The 20,528-nt window shown below is 40.0% G+C and carries 15 protein-coding genes and 4 tRNA genes; 12 read left to right on the top strand and 7 right to left on the bottom strand.

Going from position 1 to position 20,528, the window contains the following annotated elements; translation table 11 throughout:
• The first annotated feature begins 46 nt into the window (after positions 1 to 46).
• On the top strand, positions 47 to 1,471 hold the full coding sequence (gene miaB, locus A9500_RS06725; RefSeq protein ID WP_005698299.1) for a tRNA (N6-isopentenyl adenosine(37)-C2)-methylthiotransferase MiaB: 1,425 nt from the start codon (positions 47 to 49) through the stop codon (positions 1,469 to 1,471).
• 137 nt (positions 1,472 to 1,608) lie between these two features.
• On the opposite strand, the gene A9500_RS06730 is transcribed toward miaB, so the two are convergent.
• The 5 genes from A9500_RS06730 to A9500_RS06750 all read right to left on the bottom strand — a co-directional run bounded on the left by A9500_RS06730 (position 1,609) and on the right by A9500_RS06750 (position 3,275).
• Positions 1,609 to 1,684 (bottom strand) — tRNA-Lys (locus A9500_RS06730).
• 18 nt (positions 1,685 to 1,702) lie between these two features.
• Positions 1,703 to 1,789, bottom strand: a tRNA-Leu gene (locus A9500_RS06735).
• Between the two features lie 4 nt (positions 1,790 to 1,793).
• Positions 1,794 to 1,869, bottom strand: a tRNA-Gly gene (locus A9500_RS06740).
• A gap of 155 nt (positions 1,870 to 2,024) precedes the next feature.
• Positions 2,025 to 2,582: a CDP-diacylglycerol--glycerol-3-phosphate 3-phosphatidyltransferase gene (pgsA, locus tag A9500_RS06745; protein WP_054418055.1), complete on the bottom strand. Its 558-nt coding sequence runs from the start codon at positions 2,580 to 2,582 to the stop codon at positions 2,025 to 2,027.
• A 90-nt stretch (positions 2,583 to 2,672) separates the two neighbouring features.
• Positions 2,673 to 3,275, bottom strand: coding sequence for a peroxiredoxin C (locus A9500_RS06750; protein ID WP_014065088.1), 603 nt, complete (start codon positions 3,273 to 3,275; stop codon positions 2,673 to 2,675).
• Between the two features lie 141 nt (positions 3,276 to 3,416).
• On the opposite strand from A9500_RS06750, the gene metC reads away from it, so the two are divergent.
• From metC to A9500_RS06765, 3 genes are all read left to right on the top strand, one after another.
• Positions 3,417 to 4,607 (top strand): cystathionine beta-lyase, encoded by a 1,191-nt coding sequence (gene metC / locus A9500_RS06755; protein WP_065244338.1) that lies wholly within the window; start codon positions 3,417 to 3,419, stop codon positions 4,605 to 4,607.
• A 91-nt stretch (positions 4,608 to 4,698) separates the two neighbouring features.
• A complete protein-coding gene (mpl, locus tag A9500_RS06760; RefSeq protein ID WP_065244339.1) occupies positions 4,699 to 6,054 on the top strand; it encodes a UDP-N-acetylmuramate:L-alanyl-gamma-D-glutamyl-meso-diaminopimelate ligase in 1,356 nt (451 codons plus the stop codon).
• 74 nt (positions 6,055 to 6,128) lie between these two features.
• Complete coding sequence (locus A9500_RS06765) at positions 6,129 to 6,635, top strand: DUF2301 domain-containing membrane protein (RefSeq protein ID WP_065244340.1); 507 nt, start codon at positions 6,129 to 6,131, stop codon at positions 6,633 to 6,635.
• 113 nt (positions 6,636 to 6,748) lie between these two features.
• On the opposite strand, the gene A9500_RS06770 is transcribed toward A9500_RS06765, so the two are convergent.
• Positions 6,749 to 6,825 (bottom strand) — tRNA-Met (locus A9500_RS06770).
• Positions 6,826 to 7,016: 191 nt separating this feature from the next.
• Here A9500_RS06770 and mltA point away from each other — a divergent pair.
• From mltA to rlmKL, 4 genes are all read left to right on the top strand, one after another.
• Positions 7,017 to 8,144, top strand: coding sequence for a murein transglycosylase A (gene mltA, locus A9500_RS06775; RefSeq protein ID WP_065244341.1), 1,128 nt, complete (start codon positions 7,017 to 7,019; stop codon positions 8,142 to 8,144).
• Complete coding sequence (tcdA, locus tag A9500_RS06780; protein ID WP_065244342.1) at positions 8,144 to 8,905, top strand: tRNA cyclic N6-threonylcarbamoyladenosine(37) synthase TcdA; 762 nt, start codon at positions 8,144 to 8,146, stop codon at positions 8,903 to 8,905. The genes mltA and tcdA overlap by 1 nt, the downstream gene beginning before the upstream one ends.
• A 168-nt stretch (positions 8,906 to 9,073) precedes the next feature.
• Positions 9,074 to 10,120, top strand: coding sequence for a zinc ABC transporter substrate-binding protein ZnuA (gene znuA, locus A9500_RS06785; RefSeq protein ID WP_065244343.1), 1,047 nt, complete (start codon positions 9,074 to 9,076; stop codon positions 10,118 to 10,120).
• Positions 10,121 to 10,241: 121 nt separating this feature from the next.
• Positions 10,242 to 12,377 carry a bifunctional 23S rRNA (guanine(2069)-N(7))-methyltransferase RlmK/23S rRNA (guanine(2445)-N(2))-methyltransferase RlmL gene (rlmKL, locus tag A9500_RS06790; protein ID WP_065244344.1) on the top strand — a complete coding sequence of 712 codons (2,136 nt, stop codon included), beginning with the start codon at positions 10,242 to 10,244 and terminating at the stop codon, positions 12,375 to 12,377.
• 36 nt (positions 12,378 to 12,413) lie between these two features.
• Here rlmKL and A9500_RS06795 read toward each other — a convergent pair whose 3' ends face one another.
• The gene (locus A9500_RS06795) at positions 12,414 to 14,318 is read right to left on the bottom strand and encodes a monovalent cation:proton antiporter-2 (CPA2) family protein (protein ID WP_065244345.1); all 1,905 of its coding nucleotides are present in this window, start codon (positions 14,316 to 14,318) and stop codon (positions 12,414 to 12,416) included.
• Positions 14,319 to 14,564: 246 nt separating this feature from the next.
• Between A9500_RS06795 and A9500_RS06800 the strand changes: the two genes are divergently transcribed.
• From A9500_RS06800 to A9500_RS06815, 4 genes are read left to right on the top strand one after another with little or no spacing between them, the layout of a single operon-like run.
• Positions 14,565 to 15,017: a DUF441 domain-containing protein gene (locus A9500_RS06800; protein WP_065243362.1), complete on the top strand. Its 453-nt coding sequence runs from the start codon at positions 14,565 to 14,567 to the stop codon at positions 15,015 to 15,017.
• Positions 15,018 to 15,407, top strand: a complete 390-nt coding sequence (locus A9500_RS06805; protein ID WP_065244346.1) for a DUF423 domain-containing protein — start codon at positions 15,018 to 15,020, stop codon at positions 15,405 to 15,407. It abuts the gene before it with no gap.
• Positions 15,404 to 19,315, top strand: coding sequence for an ATP-dependent RNA helicase HrpA (gene hrpA, locus A9500_RS06810; protein ID WP_065244347.1), 3,912 nt, complete (start codon positions 15,404 to 15,406; stop codon positions 19,313 to 19,315). Before A9500_RS06805 ends, hrpA begins: the two co-directional genes overlap by 4 nt.
• Positions 19,316 to 19,351: 36 nt before the next feature.
• A complete protein-coding gene (locus A9500_RS06815; RefSeq protein WP_065244348.1) occupies positions 19,352 to 20,524 on the top strand; it encodes a hypothetical protein in 1,173 nt (390 codons plus the stop codon).
• Positions 20,525 to 20,528: the final 4 nt, after the last annotated feature.

Genomic DNA, 20,528 nt, shown 5'->3' on the forward strand with positions numbered 1-20,528 from the left:
TAGCCGACCGATTTTATCTTTTAACTAATCTTTATTTTTAAGCAAAATGACGCAAAAATTACATATTAAAACATGGGGCTGTCAGATGAATGAATACGATTCATCAAAAATGGCCGATCTTCTCTTAAATACTCATGGTTTAGAATTAACTGATATTCCAGAAGAAGCAGATGTGTTACTTCTAAATACCTGTTCTATCCGAGAAAAAGCACAAGAAAAAGTGTTCCATCAGTTAGGTCGTTGGAAAGAATTAAAAAAACAAAATCCAAACTTAGTGATTGGTGTGGGCGGTTGTGTAGCATCACAAGAAGGTGAGCATATTCGTCACCGTGCGCCTTATGTGGATATCGTATTTGGCCCGCAAACTTTACATCGCTTACCAGAAATGATTAACCAAATTCGTGGCGGTAAAAGTTCGGTGGTGGATGTGAGTTTCCCAGAAATTGAGAAATTTGACCGTTTGCCGGAACCTCGTGCAGAAGGCCCAACCGCGTTTGTGTCTATTATGGAAGGCTGTAATAAATATTGTACTTACTGCGTGGTGCCTTATACCCGTGGTGAAGAAGTGAGCCGTCCTGTTGATGATGTATTATTTGAAATTGCGCAGTTAGCTGATCAAGGTGTTCGTGAAATCAATTTATTAGGCCAAAACGTAAACGCATATCGTGGCCCGACATTTGATGGTGGTATTTGTACATTTGCAGAATTATTGCGTTTAGTAGCGTCTATTGACGGTATCGACCGTTTACGTTTTACCACGAGTCACCCAATCGAATTTACTGACGATATTATTGACGTGTATCGCGATACACCAGAATTAGTGGACTTCGTTCACTTGCCGGTACAAGCTGGTTCTGACCGTATTTTAACCATGATGAAACGTGGTCATACCGCGTTAGAATATAAATCGATTATTCGTAAATTACGTGCAGTGCGTCCAAATATTCAAATCAGCTCAGATTTCATCGTGGGCTTCCCAGGTGAAACCAATGAAGAGTTTGAACAAACAATGAATCTAATTGCGCAAGTGAATTTTGATATGAGCTTTAGCTTTATCTATTCCGCGCGTCCAGGCACACCTGCAGCAGACATGCCAGATGATGTAACCGAGGAAGAGAAAAAACAACGTCTCTATCTTTTACAAGAGCGTATCAACCAACAAGCGGCGCAATATAGCCGTCGTATGCTTGGCACAGAGCAACGTGTATTGGTGGAAGGTCCGTCTAAGAAAGATATTATGGAATTAACAGGACGTACTGAAAACAATCGTATTGTGAATTTCCAAGGTTCTCCAGATATGATTGGTAAGTTTGTCGATATCAAGATTACCGATGTTTATACTAACTCTCTACGTGGCGATGTGGTGCGTACTGAAGATCAAATGGGATTACGTATTGCACAATCACCACAAGAAGTAATGAACCGTACTCGTAAAGAAGATGAATTAGGCGTAGGACGTTATCACGGCTAATTATTTAAAGTGAATATGGATAAGTAACCGTACAAAAGTGCGGTTATTTTTTTATTTGTTTTTAGAAAAGAGAGTAGGAAAGTCTTTACCCTAAATTTTAGGCATAAAAAAACACCAATTAAGGTGCTGATTTAAAGTGGTGGGTCGTGAAGGATTCGAACCTTCGACCAACGGATTAAAAGTCCGCTGCTCTACCGACTGAGCTAACGACCCACTGGTATGATTTTGAAATGGTGCCCGAAGCCAGACTTGAACTGGCACGCCTCGAAAGGCGAGGGATTTTAAATCCCTTGTGTCTACCGATTCCACCACTCGGGCAAATTGGAGCGGGAAACGAGGCTCGAACTCGCGACCCCGACCTTGGCAAGGTCGTGCTCTACCAACTGAGCTATTCCCGCGTTTGCTTGTTGCCAAACAACGGGGCGTATTTTACGGATTTATCTCATTGTGTCAAATAAAATTCGTAAAAAAAGTTTTCGATTGGTTAAAAATAATTCAAAAACAAAAGGTGCGATTAAAATAACCGCACCTTTTATTTAAAATTTAGTCAATTCTATAATTCAATGTTATCTAACAAGCTGCCTTTTGCTGCTTTTAAGTATTGGAGCATTGACCAAACTGTTAAGATTGCTGCTAAATAGAGCAATACAATTGCTAGCGTTTCCATATACACATTATATCGCCAGAGTAATCCACCTAAAGCTAGCATTTGAGAGGTGGTTTTCACTTTTCCAAGCCATGAAACGGCCACTTTATTACGTTCACCTAATTCAGCCATCCATTCGCGTAAAGCAGAGATAATGATTTCACGTGAAATCATAATAATGGCAGGAATGGTAATCCAGAAAGAATGTTGATATTCCACAATTAATACAAGCGCAGTAATAACCATCACTTTATCAGCTACGGGATCAAGGAAAGCACCGAAACGGGTTGTTTGTTTTAATTTTCGAGCGAGATAGCCATCAAACCAGTCGGTGACACCAGCAATAAAGAAAATAAGCGTTGTAATAAAAGGTGCAGAAGGGATTGGCAAATAAAATGCCACGACGAAGAATGGGATTAAAATCACTCGGAGAATCGTCAGGAAAATAGGAATATTATATTTCATAAAAATAACCGCACTTTGGTTAAAGATACGCTCATTCTAAAGGATCTACAAAAATAAAAAAAGCCACTTAATGTGGCTTTTTCTTAAAAATTAAAGTTTGTCAGCGTTTTGTTTCAAGTATTTAGCAACGCCTTCAGGGCTGTCTTTCATACCTTCTTTGCCTTTTTCCCATTGAGCAGGGCAAACTTCACCGTGTTCTTCGTGGAATTGTAATGCATCTACCATACGTAACATTTCATCGATGTTACGACCTAATGGTAAGTCATTAACCACTTGGTGACGAACAACGCCGTTTTTGTCAATTAAGAAAGAACCACGTAGTGCAACACCTTCTTCAGGGTGTTCGATACCGTATGCTTTAGCGATCTCGTGTTTAACGTCTGCAGCTAATGCATATTTAACTGCACCGATACCGCCGTTTTCAGTTGGGGTATTACGCCATGCATTGTGAGTGAATTCTGAGTCGATAGATACACCAACAACTTCAACACCACGTTTTTTGAACTCTTCGTAACGGTGGTCGAATGCGATTAACTCAGATGGGCAAACGAAAGTAAAGTCTAATGGATAGAAGAATAATACTGCCGCTTTACCATTGATGTGTTTCTTGAAATTGAAGTTATTAACGATTTCTCCGTTGCCTAAAACTGCAGCGCAAGTAAAATCTGGAGCTTGACGAGTTACTAATACCATAGTCATAATTCCTATATGAAAGTTAATAAAAATTTTGCGGATGCAAAAAGTCGCCGATTATTTTAAGAAAATTAACCGCACTTTAACAGCTGTTTTTATCTATTGAATTAATTAATATTGTCTAAGTTACAGGTGAAATATATGTCAGAACATCATACCTTATCGACCACACTGGTTCATGCTGGGCGTAAAAAACGTTTTAGTCAAGGCTCAGTTAACCCCGTGGTTCAACGTGCATCTTCTTTAGTATTTGAGACTATTGCAGATAAAAAACATTGTACAAAAAATCGTTACAAAGGAGAGCTTTTCTACGGACGCCGTGGCACGTTAACGCATTTTGCACTTCAAGATTTAATGTGTGAAATGGAGGGGGGCGCAGGCTGTTATCTTTATCCTTGTGGGGCCGCAGCGGTAACAAATGCTATTTTATCCTTTGTGGAAACAGGCGATCATGTCTTAATGACAGGGGCAGCCTATGAGCCGACACAAGATTTTTGTAATGTAATTTTGAAAAAAATGCATATTGATACGACCTATTATGATCCCATGATAGGCGCAGATGTTGCCAAACTCGTGCAGCCAAATACGAAAGTCTTATTTTTAGAATCGCCAAGTTCTTTAACGATGGAAGTGCCTGATATCCCCACGATTGTTAAAGCGGTTCGAGCAGTGAGCTCTGAAATCGTCATTATGATCGATAATACATGGGCAGGAGGTGTACTATTCAAAGCGCTAGAACACGGTATTGATATTTCTATTCAAGCTGGGACCAAATATTTAGTGGGGCATTCTGATATTATGATTGGTACTGCTGTGGCTAATGCGCGTACTTGGGATAAATTGCGCGAACATTCCTATTTAATGGGGCAAATGGTTGATGCTGATTCTGCCTATACGACGGCTCGTGGCATTCGCACCTTAGGTGTGAGATTAAAACAACATCACGAAAGTAGTTTAAAAGTGGCCAAATGGTTAAGTGAACAACCACAAGTTAAAGCAGTGTATCATCCTGCGTTACCAAGTTGCCCAGGCCATGAAAACTTTAAACGTGATTTTACCGGCGCAAGCGGTTTATTCTCTTTCGAATTACATAAACGTTTAAACGATGAAGAGCTTTCCGCCTTTATGGATCATTTTGATCTTTTCACAATGGCGTATTCTTGGGGTGGGTTTGAATCGCTCATTTTATGCAATCAACCAGAAGAAATTGCAAAAATTCGCCCAGGTATTGAACGTCAATTAACAGGTTCATTAATTCGTGTGCATATTGGATTTGAAGACACGGATGAATTAATTGCCGATCTTCAAGCGGGCTTTGACCGAATCAAATAAGAAAGAGGGCTGTTTATGTAAACAGCCCTTATTTACTCAATCTTTGAGTTGATTTATCATAGTCAGCATTTTTAGTAACTAGAGAAGAACAATGAAACATATTCATATTTTAGGCATCTGCGGTACCTTTATGGGCGGCATTGCGATGATTGCCAAACAAATGGGCTATAAAGTAACAGGCTCCGATACTAATGTTTACCCGCCAATGAGTACTTTTTTACAAGAGCAGGGCATTGAAATTATTCCTAATTATGATGTTGCACAGCTTCAGCCAGCACCCGATATGGTGATTGTGGGTAATGCCATGAAACGTGGTAATCCTTGCGTGGAATATGTTTTGGATAATGCCTTGCCTTACACATCAGGTCCACAATGGTTACACGACCATTTATTGCGTAATCGTTGGGTGTTAGCGGTTTCAGGTACACATGGTAAAACTACAACAACGGGTATGTTGACTTGGATTTTAGAACAAAATGGGCTAAAACCAGGCTTCCTAATAGGTGGTATTGCAGGGAATTTTGGTACGTCAGCTCGTTTAGGGGAAAGTGAGTTCTTCGTGATTGAAGCGGATGAATATGATACGGCGTTCTTTGATAAACGTTCTAAATTTATACATTACAATCCGAAAACCTTGATCATTAACAATATCAGCTTCGATCATGCTGATATCTTCGATGATCTTCATGCGATCCAGCGTCAATTCCATCATATGATTAGAACCATTCCTTCTACAGGACGCGTTCTTTCTTTTGCAGATGAACAGAGTGTGAAAGAAACCCTCAATATGGGATGTTGGTCAGAACAGCAATTTATCGGTAAAGATAAAGAATGGTTTGCGGAACGTATTACTAATGATTGTTCTGAATTTGCCGTATTCCATCACGGTAAAAAAGTTGCTGAAGTGAAATGGAATATTGTCGGACAGCACAATATGTACAATGCTTTAATGGCGGTTGCAGCGGCTTACCATGCGGGTGTCAAAATTGAAGATGCATGTCATGCATTAGGTAGCTTTATCAATGCAAAACGTCGTTTAGAGGTGAAGGGTGAAGTAAACGGTATTACGGTTTATGATGACTTCGCTCATCATCCTGAAGCCATTCTTGCGACACTTACGGCGTTGCGTGACAAAGTAGGTGGTGGTGTACGTATTCTTGCGGTCTTAGAGCCTCGTTCAAATACTATGAAGATGGGCGTGCATAAAGATGAAATTGCGCCAGCACTTGGACGTGCTGATGCGGTGTTTATGCTACAACCAGATAATATTCCATGGGATGTGGCTGAAATTGCAGGAGAATGTGTGCAACCAGCGCATTACACAGGAAATGTTGATAAATTAGTCGATATGATTGTGGCTGAAGCGAAACCAAGGGATCAGATTCTTGTGATGTCAAACGGTAGCTTTGGTGGCATTCATCAAAAGATTTTAGATCGATTAAAATAATCTCAATGCAAAGTGCGGTCAAAAATGAGGGTGTTTTTGACCGCACTTTTTATCATCAAAAATAAGGAAATAGCATGGCTGATCCACATATTCAATCTCCAATGGATGTTTGGGATAAACTCACCGTCATTATTTATCGCACAGGCTTTGTGATTGCGGCATTTAGCATCTTGGCTTTAACTTGGTATCCTCAACAGGCTCAAATTGCCGTGTTGATTGCGGCAACTTGTTGTGCGTCATCCCTTCATATTTATTTAAAACATTTCCGCTTAATATTCCAATTTTCCACGTGGCTTGCACTCTTATGTGCGCTTTTAGGTTGGCATGAATTAGCGTTAGGTGGTGCATTAGTAACACTGGGTGGATTATGTTTTAAAGAATACTTCTGTTTTAGAGTACCGCTGTTAAATTTACAACCTGCATTTGTCGCCGCACTTTGGTTTGCTTGGGTATTTGAAGGAGGTTGGATTGCCCGAATTTTGTCGCTGATTGTTGGTGGATTATTATTGATTCTTGCGGTTCAAAAATGGCGAATGCCATTGCACTTTGATATTGGCGATAAGACAAAGTATCAAATCTAATAAGATTGATAGATAAAGGCATAATGTTTCACGACATTGTGCCTTTTTATTTCGATTAAATTTACCTTCATCTAAAAATGAAAAAAGCACCGAAATCTCGGTGCTTTGTAATTTGGTTGCGGGGGCCGGATTTGAACCGACGGCCTTCGGGTTATGAGCCCGACGAGCTACCAAGCTGCTCCACCCCGCGTCTGATGGCGTGTAATATACTCGTTTCAAAAATTATTGCAAGATTTAAACTGAATTTGACTTTCTGTTTGTTAAGAAAATAAACAATGTGAATATTAATTAATCATTTTATGAAATAGTGCTAGTCCTAAAAGGGAATTTTTGATAGCGTATGCAACTTTGTATTAGTTAGTTTAATTTAGGAAAATAAGAATGAAATTTCGTCAACATCTCGCTGTAAAAATGCTCTCTGTAATGGCGGCAGTTTCAGTGCTTGCGTCATGTGGTTCAGCACCAAGTAAAGTCTCTTCAAAAAATAATTCAAGCGTACCGCGTACCGCGACAGGCGATGATCCACAAAAATTTGGGGCAAAGTATAGCGGACGTAATTATCAACAAGCTATTTTAAGCCCAGTAGCTTCTGTGGATAACAAAAGTGCGGTCGTCAACCAAGGTGATTTTTTAACGCAGCTTTCTAACGTACGTGGCTATTCAAACTCAATTACTAATCGCTTTGCTGTGAGTTACGGCAAGATCACCAACTGGGTACTTTCAGGGGCAAATGTGAATGAATTAGCGCAATATGGTATTAACCCTCAGATTATGAAAGGTTTTGATGGTTATCAAAACGTCTTGATGACGGGTTATTATTCGCCGGTTATTCATGCTCGCCGCACTGCACAAGGCAAATATCAATATCCAATTTATGCGATGCCAAGTTATAAACGTTATAGCCGTGCGGAAATTTACAATGGTGCATTGGCAGGAAAAGGCTTAGAGCTTGCGTATAGTGATTCAATGATGGATAACTTCTTACTTGGTGTACAAGGTAGTGGTTATGTTGATTACGGCGATGGCAATTTAAATTATTTAGCTTATGCAGGTCAAAATGGTTATAAATATCAAGCAGTTGGTCGCTTGTTAGTAGAAGATGGTGAAATTCCAAAAGAAAAAATGTCTATTCAAGCGATTCGTGAATGGGGTAAAGCAAACCCATCTCGTGTACAGGAATTATTAGAGCGTAACCCATCTTATGTTTTCTTTAAAAACGATCCGACAGGAAAAGTGAAAGGTTCTGCTGGTGTGCCTTTAGTACCTATGGCTTCTGTGGCTTCTGATCGCAATGTCATTCCTTCTGGTACCGTATTATTGGTTGAAGTACCAGATATTGATAACAACGGTAACTGGACTGGCTCACACAAATTGCACTTAATGGTAGCGCTTGATGTGGGCGGTGCGGTAAACGGCCACCACTTTGACTTATACCGTGGTATTGGCGATCAAGCAGGTCACATCGCGGGTTTATCAAAACATTATGGACGTGTTTGGGTACTACAATAATGGCTCGTATCGATAACTACGAACAACGTTTTGGCGGCATTGGTCGCCTTTATACACCAGAAGGCTTGGCGCGTTTACGTCAGGCTCATGTATGCGTTATTGGTATTGGCGGCGTAGGTTCGTGGGTGGTGGAAGCATTGGCTCGAAGTGGCGTAGGGCAGATCACCATGATTGATATGGATGACATTTGTGTCACCAATATTAACCGTCAGCTTCCTGCGTTAAGTGGCAATATTGGCAAGCTTAAAACGGAAGTGATGGCAGAACGAGTTAAGCTGATTAACCCAGAATGTGTGGTGAATATTATCGATGATTTCATTTCACCGGATAATCAAGCCGAATACTTAAATCGTAGCTATGATTATGTCATTGATGCTATTGATAATGTGAAAACCAAAGCGGCGATGATTGCCTATTGCAAACGTAATAAAATCAAGATTATTACTATTGGGGGCGCAGGTGGTCAGACAGATCCATCCAAAATCCAAATAGCCGATTTAAGCAAAACGATCCAAGATCCATTATTGGCAAAAGTGCGGTCAGTTTTACGTAAGGATTTTAATTTTACCCAAAATCCACAACGTAAGTTCGCAGTTGATGCGGTGTTTTCTAGTCAGCCTCTGATTTTCCCTAAAATGGGTGAGGGCTGTGAAGTATCAGCCACCATGAATTGTGCAAATGGCTTTGGTGCAGCAACCATGATAACCGCAACCTTTGGATTTTTTGCCGTTTCTCGGGTAATAGACAAGTTATTAAAATAAAGAAATGAAGCAACGTAAAAACGTTGCTTTTTCTTTATGAAGAAAAGTATTCAATAAGATGAAGAAATATCACTTCATTTTTTTAATTTGAAATATTGCAATTTTATCAAAAAGGCGTAGTCTATGTTGGCTTTGAGAATAATTCCCAATAAAAGTAAGGAAACAAAAATGAAACAAGTATTAAAAATGAGTGCAATTTCTACCGCACTTTTAACGCTTCCAATGATGGCAAATGCAGATGTATTGGCCTCCGTGAAACCCCTCGGTTTTATTACATCGTCTATTGCTAATGGTGTAACGGATACGCAAATTTTAGTGCCTGCTGGTGCTTCTCCTCATGATTACAGCTTAAAACTTTCAGATGTGCAAAAAGTGAAATCGGCAGATTTAGTGCTTTGGGTTGGTGAAGATATTGATGCTTTTTTAGCAAAACCAATTAGCCAAATTGATAGTAAAAAAGTCATTAATATTTCTGATATTCCAGAAATTAAACCGCTTTTAAGTAAAGTTCATCATGAGCATTATCATGAAGATGATGAGCACGAGCATGGCAACAGCCATGATCATAAACATGAACATGGGCACGACCATAAACACGAACATGGACACGACCATAAACATGAGCATGGACACGATCATAAACACGAACATGCTCATGAGCATCACGATCACCATCATGATGTAGATGAAAATGGTTTAAGTGTAAACTGGCATTTATGGTATTCACCAGAGATTAGCCAAATTGTGGCACAGAAAGTGGCGGATAAATTAACAGAACAATATCCGGATAAAAAAGAGCTCATCGCGAAAAACTTAGCCGATTTTAACCGCACTTTGACTGAGCAAAGCGATAAGATCAAAGCACAATTAGCGCCACTTAAAGATAAAGGCTTCTTTGTGTTCCATGATGCTTATAGCTATTTCAATGATGCTTATGGTTTAAATCAAACCGGTTATTTCACCATTAATCCATTAGTGGCACCAGGTGCAAAAACCATTGCTCACATCAAAGAAGAAATTGAAGAACATCGTGTAAATTGTCTTTTTGCTGAACCTCAATTCACACCAAAAGTAATTGATTCTCTTGCTCAAAGTACAAAAGTTAACGTAGGTCGTTTAGATCCTATTGGCGATAACGTACAGCTTGGTCCAAATTCCTATGCGAATTTCCTTCAAGCTACCGCTGATAGCTATGCTCAATGTTTAAGTAAATAATCAAAAATCTTCCCCCTTCCCCCCTCTTTATAAAAGAGGGGGGAATATTCTTGAAATCTCCCCAAATTTAACCGCACTTTCGTGCTATAATCCGCCCAATTTTTCCCTATCGAGAAAACGCATGAAACAATTATTTGCCACAACTGCCCGTGGTTTTGAAGAACTCTTAAAAGTCGAACTGACAGAGCTTGGTGCAACAGAATGTAAAATTGCACAAGGCGGTGTACATTTTCATGCTGATGATGAAACACTTTATCGCAGCTTATTATGGTCACGTTTGGCTTCGCGTATTTTGTTACCTATTGTAAATGGCAAGGTATATAGTGATTTGGATTTGTATTCAATTGTGACAGGGCAGGATTGGTTAAGTTATTTTGATGAGAAAGCCACATTTTTTGTCGATTTCAACGGGACAAACCAAGAAATTCGTCACACCCAATTTGGTGCGATGCGTGTGAAAGATGCCATTGTGGATTATTTTGAACGCCAAGGGAAAGCGCGTCCAAATGTGGATAAAGACTATCCAGATGTGCGAGTTCATGTTTATTTGAATAAAGAAGAACTCGTCGTTTCACTTGATTTAAGTGGCGAAGCATTGCATTTACGTGGCTATCGTGAAGATACAGGCCAAGCGCCTTTACGTGAAACCTTAGCCGCTGCGATAGTGCTGCGTTCAGGTTGGAAAAAAGGGACACCTTTAGTGGATCCAATGTGCGGTTCAGGTACCTTGTTAATCGAAGCGGCACAAATGGAAGCACAAATTGCACCACAATTACATCGTTTACATTGGGGCTTTGATTGCTGGAAAGGGCATAATCAAGATGCTTGGGATAAGGTGAAAGCAGAAGCGGTACAGCAAGCTGAAACTTATTTTAATCAAAATCCAAAGCCGCATTTTTATGGCTTCGATCTCGATCATCACGTACTGAAAAAAGCGCAAAAGAACGCACAAAATGCAGGCGTAGCACATTTAATTCAGTGGAAACAAGGTGATGTCGCTGCATTAAAAAATCCAAGTCCAGATGAAGTGGGAACAGTGATTTGTAACCCGCCTTACGGTGAACGTTTAGGCACAACTCCAGCTTTGATTGCACTATATTCAGTCTTTGGACAACGTCTTAAAAGTGAATTTGGTGGTTGGAATGCGTCGATTTTCAGTAGTGAATCTACGTTGCTTGATTGCTTGCGTATGCGTTCACATCGTCAATTTAAAGCGAAAAATGGCCCGTTAGATTGTATTCAGAAAAATTATCAAATTTCAGAACGTAAAGAAAGTGCGGCTGAAAATCCGATTGAATTTGACCGCACTTCAACGGTAGCGGTGGATTTTGCGAATCGCTTGCAGAAAAATATCAAGAAAATTGAAAAATGGGCGAAGCAGCAAGGCCTTGATGCGTATCGTTTATATGATGCCGATTTACCGGAATATAACGTGGCAGTGGATCGTTATGGTGATCATATCGTGGTGCAAGAGTATGCCGCACCAAAAAATATTGATGAAAATAAAGCCCGTCAACGTTTATTGGATGCAGTGACTGCAACCTTGCAAGTCACCGGTATTGAAACCAATAAACTGATTTTGAAAGTCCGTCAAAAACAAAAAGGTACGAATCAATATGAAAAATTGGCCAATAAAGGCGAATATTTTTATGTGAATGAATACGGTGCTCAGCTTTGGGTGAATCTAACGGATTACTTGGATACAGGATTATTTTTAGATCATCGCTTAACCCGTAAAATGATTGGCGAAATGGCAAAAGGCAAAGATTTCCTTAATCTTTTTGCTTATACTGGTTCAGCAACGGTTCATGCAGCATTAGGTGGGGCAAAATCGACGACGACCGTGGATATGTCTAACACCTATTTAAACTGGGCAGAGCAAAACCTGATTTTAAATGATATTGAAGGCAAGCAGCACAAGCTCATCCAGGCAGATTGTTTGCAGTGGTTAGAGAAATGTGATCGCCAGTTTGATTTAATTTTCGTGGATCCGCCAACATTCTCGAATTCTAAACGTATGGAAGACAGTTGGGATGTGCAACGTGATCACATTAAATTGATGCGTAATCTCAAACGTATTTTACGCCCTAACGGCACCATCGTGTTCTCGAACAATAAACGAGGTTTTAAAATGGATTTTGATGCGCTAGATGAATTAGGATTAAGTGCGGTCGAAATTTCAGCGAAAACCTTACCGCTTGATTTTGAGCGGAATAAACAAATCCATAATTGCTGGCTTGTGACAATGAAAGCCTAACAAAAAAGCCCGATAATGATTTATCGGGCTTTTTTATTATTCGACTTCTTTTTGTTTTTCGGTTTCAGAATCATCATGAAGAAGGGTTTCGACCGCGGCTTCATCATTGATATCATCTTCTTTTTCTAAGATTTCAGCCGTTTCTTCATTTAATGCTTCAGCATCAGAATGTGGTTTGATGAAGGGTTTAGGCATCCAATATTTTCGGATGATGTCCGTTGAGAAACCATGCAAAACTTCTTCATTCAAGCGTTCTTGATCTAAATAACGAACTTCCGCAATGATTTCATCTGCTTCAATTTTATTCACGCCTAATTGCACTAAGGTTGCATGACTGAGCGTGAGGGCAGACTCAAAGGTCTCACGTACAATAAAGTCCACATCTTTCTTAATAAGACTTACTGTCGTTTTACGGTCATAAGTTCGAGCCAAAATTGGGAGTTTCGGATAAGCATCTTTCAGATTCTCAACAATATTTTCAATTCGCTGTGTATCGTTAATCCCAATGACAACACATTTAGCTTTTTCGATACCCGCGGCACGTAATACATCAAGACGAATACCGTCACCGTAATAAACTTTAAAACCAAATTTCGCTGCCGCACGGATGTTTTCGATATTGCGGTCAATCACCGATACGTTAATACCACGAACAAGAAGTGATTGACACACGATTTGGCTGAAACGACCAAAACCAATCACGAGCACGCTATCTTCTAAATCTACAATTGGATCGAGATCGCTAGTATCGACTTTTTCCTCTTGATTCGCTGATTTGCGTTGGTTAATTTTACGCATTAATAAGCCAATCAATGGGGAGAATAACATCGAGATAATGACCGCAGCGGTAAAAGTCGCATTTTGATCTTTTGTCATCACGCCTGCAGTGGTCGCAGCAGAGAAAAGTACGAATGCAAATTCACCACCGTGCGCCATGATGGTCATTCGGCCAACAGATTCAGTGCGGTCTAGTTTTGTAATACGTGCCACGGTATAAACGGCTAAGGCTTTGCCGATGATGTAAAGGCATACGATACCTAACAACCAAACCGCATCATTAAAGACTAAACTGAGGTCAAGCGACATTCCCACGCCCATAAAGAAGAGACCGAGCAATAAACCACGGAATGGTTCAATATCGGCTTCTAATTGGTGGCGGAATGCAGATTCTGAAAGCATTACACCCGCAACGAATGCGCCCATCGCCATTGAAAGGCCACTCGCTTCCATCGCTAATGCCGCACCTAATACAACAAGTAAAGCAGCAGCCGTCATCATTTCACGAATATGGGCTTTAGAAATCAAGCGGAAAATAGGGTTCATTAACCATTTACCCGCAACCACTAAACTGACAACGGCGCCGAGTGCAATAGCAATAGATGTCCAGTTGGTTTGATGTTCAATATGTTTTGTTTCAGGCGTTAAAAAGGCAATAGAAGCCAATAATGGCACAATGGATAAATCTTCAAAAATTAAGGTAGAAATAACTCGTTGGCCTTTTGGTGTATTCGTAATCCCACGTTCTTCTAATACCTGCATTACGATAGCGGTGGAAGAAAGGGTAAAGCCCATACCTGCGATAAATGCCACTTCTTTAGGAAGATTTAAAATATAGATACCCGCAAAGGTAAGCAGAACGCCACATAGCCCGACTTGTAGAAAACCTCGCCCGAAGATCGCTTTTCGCATGGCCCATAAACGTTCTGGATGCATCTCTAAACCGATGATGAATAAGAACATCACCACGCCAAGTTCAGCCATATGCAGAATCGATTCGGCATCTTTCACTACGCCGAAAACGGAAGGACCAATTAAACAGCCAGCCACTAAATAGCCCAACACGCTACCTAAGCCAATACGCTTAAAAAGCGGCACGATAGTGACACTGGTAGCAAGCAGGACTACAGTTTTAATTAATTCAGGGCTGACGACATTCGACATAGGGCAAAAAACCTTAGTAAAAACAGGGAGTATGAGAAGAAAGTTGACTTATATTCTAGCTTTTTTTCACTAAATAAAAAACACAGAAAAGCAAGAAATTGGTATAATTTACAAAAACTTTACACGCATAAAAATGGTCAGTTTTTTATTCACAAGCTCACTCGTTCGCTTGTTCACCCCTGTGGGGCCGTTGGCAAAGCCAACGTTGAAAAACCTACGTTTTTTTGACCGCACTTTAGAGGTACTATGACATTACAATTCAATATGGTCGCGTTGTTATTGGTTTTCTTAATTGTTTTAGGTTTAATTAGCCAAAATAGCGCGATTACCATCTCAGCCGCCGTGCTGTTAATCATGCAGCAAACCTTATTATCCAAATACATTCCTATACTTGAACAATACGGTGTCAAAATCGGGATCATCATTTTAACGATTGGTGTGCTTGCACCGTTAGTGTCGGGAAAAATTCAACTGCCCGATCTCAGTTCATTTTTAAACTGGAAAATGGGTGTTTCTATTTTAACAGGGGTATTCGTCGCATGGCTTGCGGGAAAAGGGGTGCCATTAATGAGTGAACAACCAGTTTTGGTGACAGGATTATTAATTGGTACGATTATTGGTGTGTCTTTCTTAGGCGGTATTCCGGTTGGACCTCTAATCGCCGCAGGGATTTTAGCGGTATTAATAGGAAAATTTTAAATGAAAAACAAATGGTTATTTATCGCGGGATTAAGCGGTTTTTTGTGTGTGGCGATTGGTGCTTTTGCGGCACATGGATTAAGCAAGGTTTTAGAACCTAAAGAATTAGCGTGGATTGAAACGGGTGTGAAATATCAAATGTTCCACACCATTGCGATTTTAGCGATTGGCATTTTGCAATTATGCCGTGAATCATTGATTGCAAACAAAATAGTTAATCTTGCTGCAGGGACTTGGGCGTACGGCATTCTTCTTTTTAGTGGCAGCCTTTATGCACTTGCGCTTGGTGCAGGCAAATTCCTCGTTTGGGTAACACCGATTGGAGGCACGTTATTTTTAATTGGTTGGCTTTGCTTGGCTTACGGTGGTTTTAAAAGTAAATCAGTATGAAGAACAAATCAGTCAAACGTGAATTAAATCCGATACAACAATCTCTCTTTTCGAAACTCAAGGATATTATGCTGGTGGATCAACGTCGTTTATCCGCCCGCATTCATGGTATTGGAAAAATTAAAAGCCAAGAGGCCCAACAAGCCGTTGCCGCAGAAATCCAGCTGCAGATTGAACAGGCTCAATTACGTGTAGAAAATCGTAAAAGTGCGATTAAAAATCCGATTGTTTTTCCAGAGAGTTTGCCCGTTAGCCAACGCAAAGCAGAAATTCAAAAACTGCTTTCTGAACATCAGGTCATTGTAGTGGCAGGGGAAACCGGTTCAGGTAAAACCACCCAATTGCCGAAAATGTGTTTGGAATTAGGTTTCGGCAATCTGGGTATGATTGGTCATACTCAACCACGCCGTATTGCTGCTCGTTCGGTGGCGGCGCGTATTGCAGAAGAACTGGAAACAGAACTTGGCGGTTTAGTTGGTTATAAGGTTCGTTTTAACGATCAAATCAGTGATGATACGCAAATCAAGTTGATGACCGACGGGATCCTGTTAGCGGAAATTCAAAACGATCGTTTTCTCAATCAATATTCTTGTTTGATTATCGATGAAGCCCACGAACGAAGCCTAAACAACGATTTTATTCTCGGTTATCTGAAACAGCTTTTACCACGCCGTCGTGATTTGAAACTTATCATCACTTCCGCAACCATTGATGTGGAACGCTTTTCTAAACATTTCAACAATGCCCCGATTATTGAAGTCTCGGGCAGAACCTATCCTGTTGAAGTGCGTTATCGTCCCGTAGTAGAAGAAGACGATCAAGATCAGCTACAAGGCATTCTCAATGCGGTGGATGAACTGCAAGCGGAAGGTCGAGGCGATATTTTGATCTTTATGAATGGTGAGCGAGAAATTCGTGATACCGCCGAAGCTTTACAAAAACAAAATCTAAAACACACGGAAATTCTACCGCTCTTCGCTCGCTTGTCTGCGCAAGAACAAAATAAAATTTTCCATCCGAGCGGATTAAATCGCATCGTGTTGGCGACCAACGTCGCGGAAACTTCATTGACCGTGCCGGGCATTAAATATGTGATTGACCCAGGTACTGCGCGAATTTCCCGTTATAGCTATCGTACCAAAGTACAACGTTTACCGATTGAACCCATTTCACAGGCTTCTGCGAATCAGCGTAAAGGTCGTTGTGGTCGTGTGAGCGAAGGGATTTGTATTCGTTTATATTCGGAAGAGGATTTTAATTCTCGTCCAGAGTTTACCGATCCTGAAATTCTGCGCACCAATTTAGCCTCCGTTATTTTGCAAATGACAGCATTGGGTTTGGATGATATTGAAGCCTTCCCGTTTGTGGATGCGCCAGATAAACGCCATATTCAAGATGGTATAAAACTGTTGGAAGAATTGGGCGCGTTTGAAATGGTTCGCACTAAAGCGGGCGAGAAACGTCAATTAACGGCCGCAGGTCGTCAATTATCGCAACTCCCTGTGGATCCTCGTTTAGCGAAGATGTTGCTGAGTGCTGTCTCACAAGGTGCGTTGCATGAAGTGATGATTATTGTCGCTGCTTTATCTATTCAAGATCCGCGCGAGCGCCCACAAGAAAAACAACAAGCTTCCGATGAAAAACATCGTCGTTTTGCCGATAAAAAATCGGATTTCTTGGCTTTCCTCAATCTTTGGCGTTATCTACAAGAACAACAAAAAGAATTGAGTAAAAACCAATTCCGTCGCCAATGCCAAAAGGATTTCTTAAATTATTTACGTATTCGTGAATGGCAAGATATTTATCATCAAATTCGTTTAACCGTCCGTGAAATGGGCTTGCCGATTAATTCCGAAAAAGCAGAATATCAGCAAATTCATACCGCACTTTTAAGCGGTTTGCTTTCTCATATCGGTTTAAAAGAAGCGGAGAAACAACAATATCTTGGCGCACGTAATGCCCATTTTGCAATTTTCCCCAATTCTGTGCTTTTCAAAAAACAACCGAAATGGGTGATGGCGGCAGAGTTAGTGGAAACCTCCAAACTTTGGGGGCGTATGGTAGCGGAAATCGAGCCAGAGTGGATTGAGCCACTTGCCGAGCATCTAATTAAAAAATCCTATTCAGAACCGCGTTGGTCAAAATCTCGTGGGGCGGTGATTGCAGATGAGAAAGTCACGCTTTACGGTGTGCCAATTGTGGCTGCACGACCAGTGAATTACGGAGCTATTGATCCAACGGTAAGCCGCGAGATCTTTATTCAATCTGCCTTGGTAGAAGGGGATTGGAATACTAAGCATAAATTCTTCAAAGAAAATCAACGACTCGTTCGAGAAGTGGAAGAGTTGGAACACAAAAGTCGCCGCCGCGATATTTTGGTGGACGACCGTACGCTTTTTGAATTTTACGATCAACGTATTAGCACGGAAGTGGTCTCTCAAAAACATTTTGATACGTGGTGGAAAAAGGCGCAGCAAAAAGATCCTGAATTGCTTAATTTTGAACGTTCATTCTTGATTAATGATGATGCGGAACAAGTGAGTAAGCTGGATTTCCCGAATTTCTGGCATCAAGGTAATTTGAAACTCAAACTGACGTATCAATTTGAACCAGGTACCGATGCGGATGGGGTGACCGTGCATATTCCGTTGCCGTTGCTCAATCAAGTGGAAATGACGGGGTTTGACTGGCAAATTCCAGGCTTGCGTGAAGAATTGGTGATTGCGCTGATTAAATCGCTGCCGAAATCTTATCGTCGTAACTTCGTGCCGGCACCTAATTATGCCCAAGCCTTTTTAGGGCGTGCCGTGCCGTTGGAAAAACCGTTGTTGGATACGTTGATTTATGAATTGCGCCGCATGACGGGTGTCTCCGTAGAACCAGAACATTGGAATTGGGAACAAATCCCGAGCCATTTGAAAATGACGTTCCGCGTGGTGGATGAAAATGGCAAGAAAATTGCCGAATCCATGAATTTGGACGAACTGAAATTCAACTTAAAAGATCGTGTGCAGGAAAGTATTTCTGCTGTGGCAGATGATGGCATTGAGCAAAGCGGGCTGCATATTTGGAGCTTTGCAGATTTACCACAATGTTACGAACAAAAACAACGTGGTTTCAGCGTCAAAGCGTTCCCAGCCATTGTAGATGAAAAAGATGCCGTAGGTATTAAACTATTTGAAACAGAATTTGAGCAAGCGGTGGCGATGCAACAAGGTTTGCGCCGCTTATTGTTGCTCAATGTGCCGTCACCGATTAAATATCTGCATGAAAAATTGCCGAATAAGGCTAAATTGGGTCTGTATTTTACTCCGTTCGGTCGTGTGTTGGATTTGATTGATGACTGTATCGCTTGTGCGGTGGATAAACTGATTGCCGATTTTGGCGGGTTTGTTTGGGATGAAGCAGGTTTTGAAAAATTGCGTGATTTTGTTCGAGAAAACCTTAACGAAGTGACCGTAGATATTGCGCAGAAAGTGGAACAAATCCTATCTCTCAATCACGCCTTAAACCAACGTTTAAAAGGTAAAATGGATTTCACCATGGCTTTTGCCTTTTCTGATATTAAGGCGCAATTAGCGGGGCTGATTTATCCCGGTTTTGTGCAAAAGAGCGGTTATGATCGCCTACCGGATTTACAGCGTTATCTGCAAGCCGTTGATAAACGCATTGATAAACTGGCTCAAGATGTAAATCGAGACCGTGCGGCGATGCTACGCGTAGAACAAGTACAACAGGCTTACCAACAATTGCTCGCTAAACTGCCAAAATCCAAACCGATTTCCGATGAAATTGCAGAAATTCGCTATATGATTGAAGAATTGCGAGTGAGTTTATTTGCGCAGCAGTTAGGCACAAAGTACCAGGTGTCGGATAAGCGGATTTTGAATGTTATTTCGGTTGCTTAGTTTTATTAATTCATAACAAATATAAGGATAAATATTATGGAAACTCTAAAATTATTGAATAACCTATATGACTTGGTTAAAAATGATACTGAAAGTAATTTAGGCGGATTAGTTAGCTATTCAATCAAACAGATAGAATCTTTATCTGATAAAAAATATGAGCTATGCCAGATTTATGAAGAGAAGAAAATTATCCCTAAGATTAAGAAAATTTTGAAAAGTATTGAACAAAATAATGGGGTTGATATTTCTAAAAGCTATAATGATTTCATAGAACTTTTTTCTATGATTGAATCCTTATATTTTACATATATACCTCAGATGCCTTTGATAGAAGAATTTGAGAAGAAAGTGAATGATAAAATTTTGAAATTTGAAGACTCTTTTTCTAAAAAAGATAAAGATTTTTCAGATAAACTTACATCATTACAAACATTATTGGGGAGTAGTCAAGCAAATGCTACTCAAATAGAAGGGGTTAAAAATAATGTTATATCTTTAGAAGCAAGGATTTCATCTATTCAATCTGAGTATGAAATATATAAAAATAAATATATTGAAGTGGAGCGTGAATATGAAGCATTGCTTTCAAGTATTAATGCTGATAAGAATAGATTAGCTAATTCAATAATTGAACTTGATGAATTGAAGAAAAGTAAAAAAGATGAATTGAATGTTCTTATTAAAGAGTTAGATGATGAAAAAGAAAACATTAAAGATATCTTAGGGGATGCAAATAGAGCTAGTATGGCTCAATCTTTCTTAGCAAGAAAAAAAGAATTAGATACTCCAATTGAAAATTCTGCTGTGTGGCGTAATATTGGCTTATTAGCTATGTCAATTATAATCCTTATTATTTTAGCTTCAGAATGGGAGCAGAATTCATTTGATTATTTCCGATTTTTTTCACGATTACCTGTTGTGATGCCACTATTATGGTTGGTTTGGTCTAATTCTCAGAGAAATAATCATTTGGTTAGAGTTCAAGAAGAGTATGCTTATAAAGCAGCTGTAGCTATTGCATTTGAGGGGTATCAACGTAAAGTTGATGAAATAAATGATGTTGATTTGAAAAAGTTACTATTAGAATTATCAGTAACCAATATGGGAAATAATCCTGTGAATTTGTTTGATAAAAATACAAAAAATTCACCTTTTGAAATAGACAAATTTATTGAAAAATTTTTAAATAGAAATAGTGAAAAATAATAAA

The organism is Haemophilus sp. CCUG 60358, from assembly GCF_001679485.1.
Lineage (GTDB): Bacteria > Pseudomonadota > Gammaproteobacteria > Enterobacterales > Pasteurellaceae > Haemophilus_D.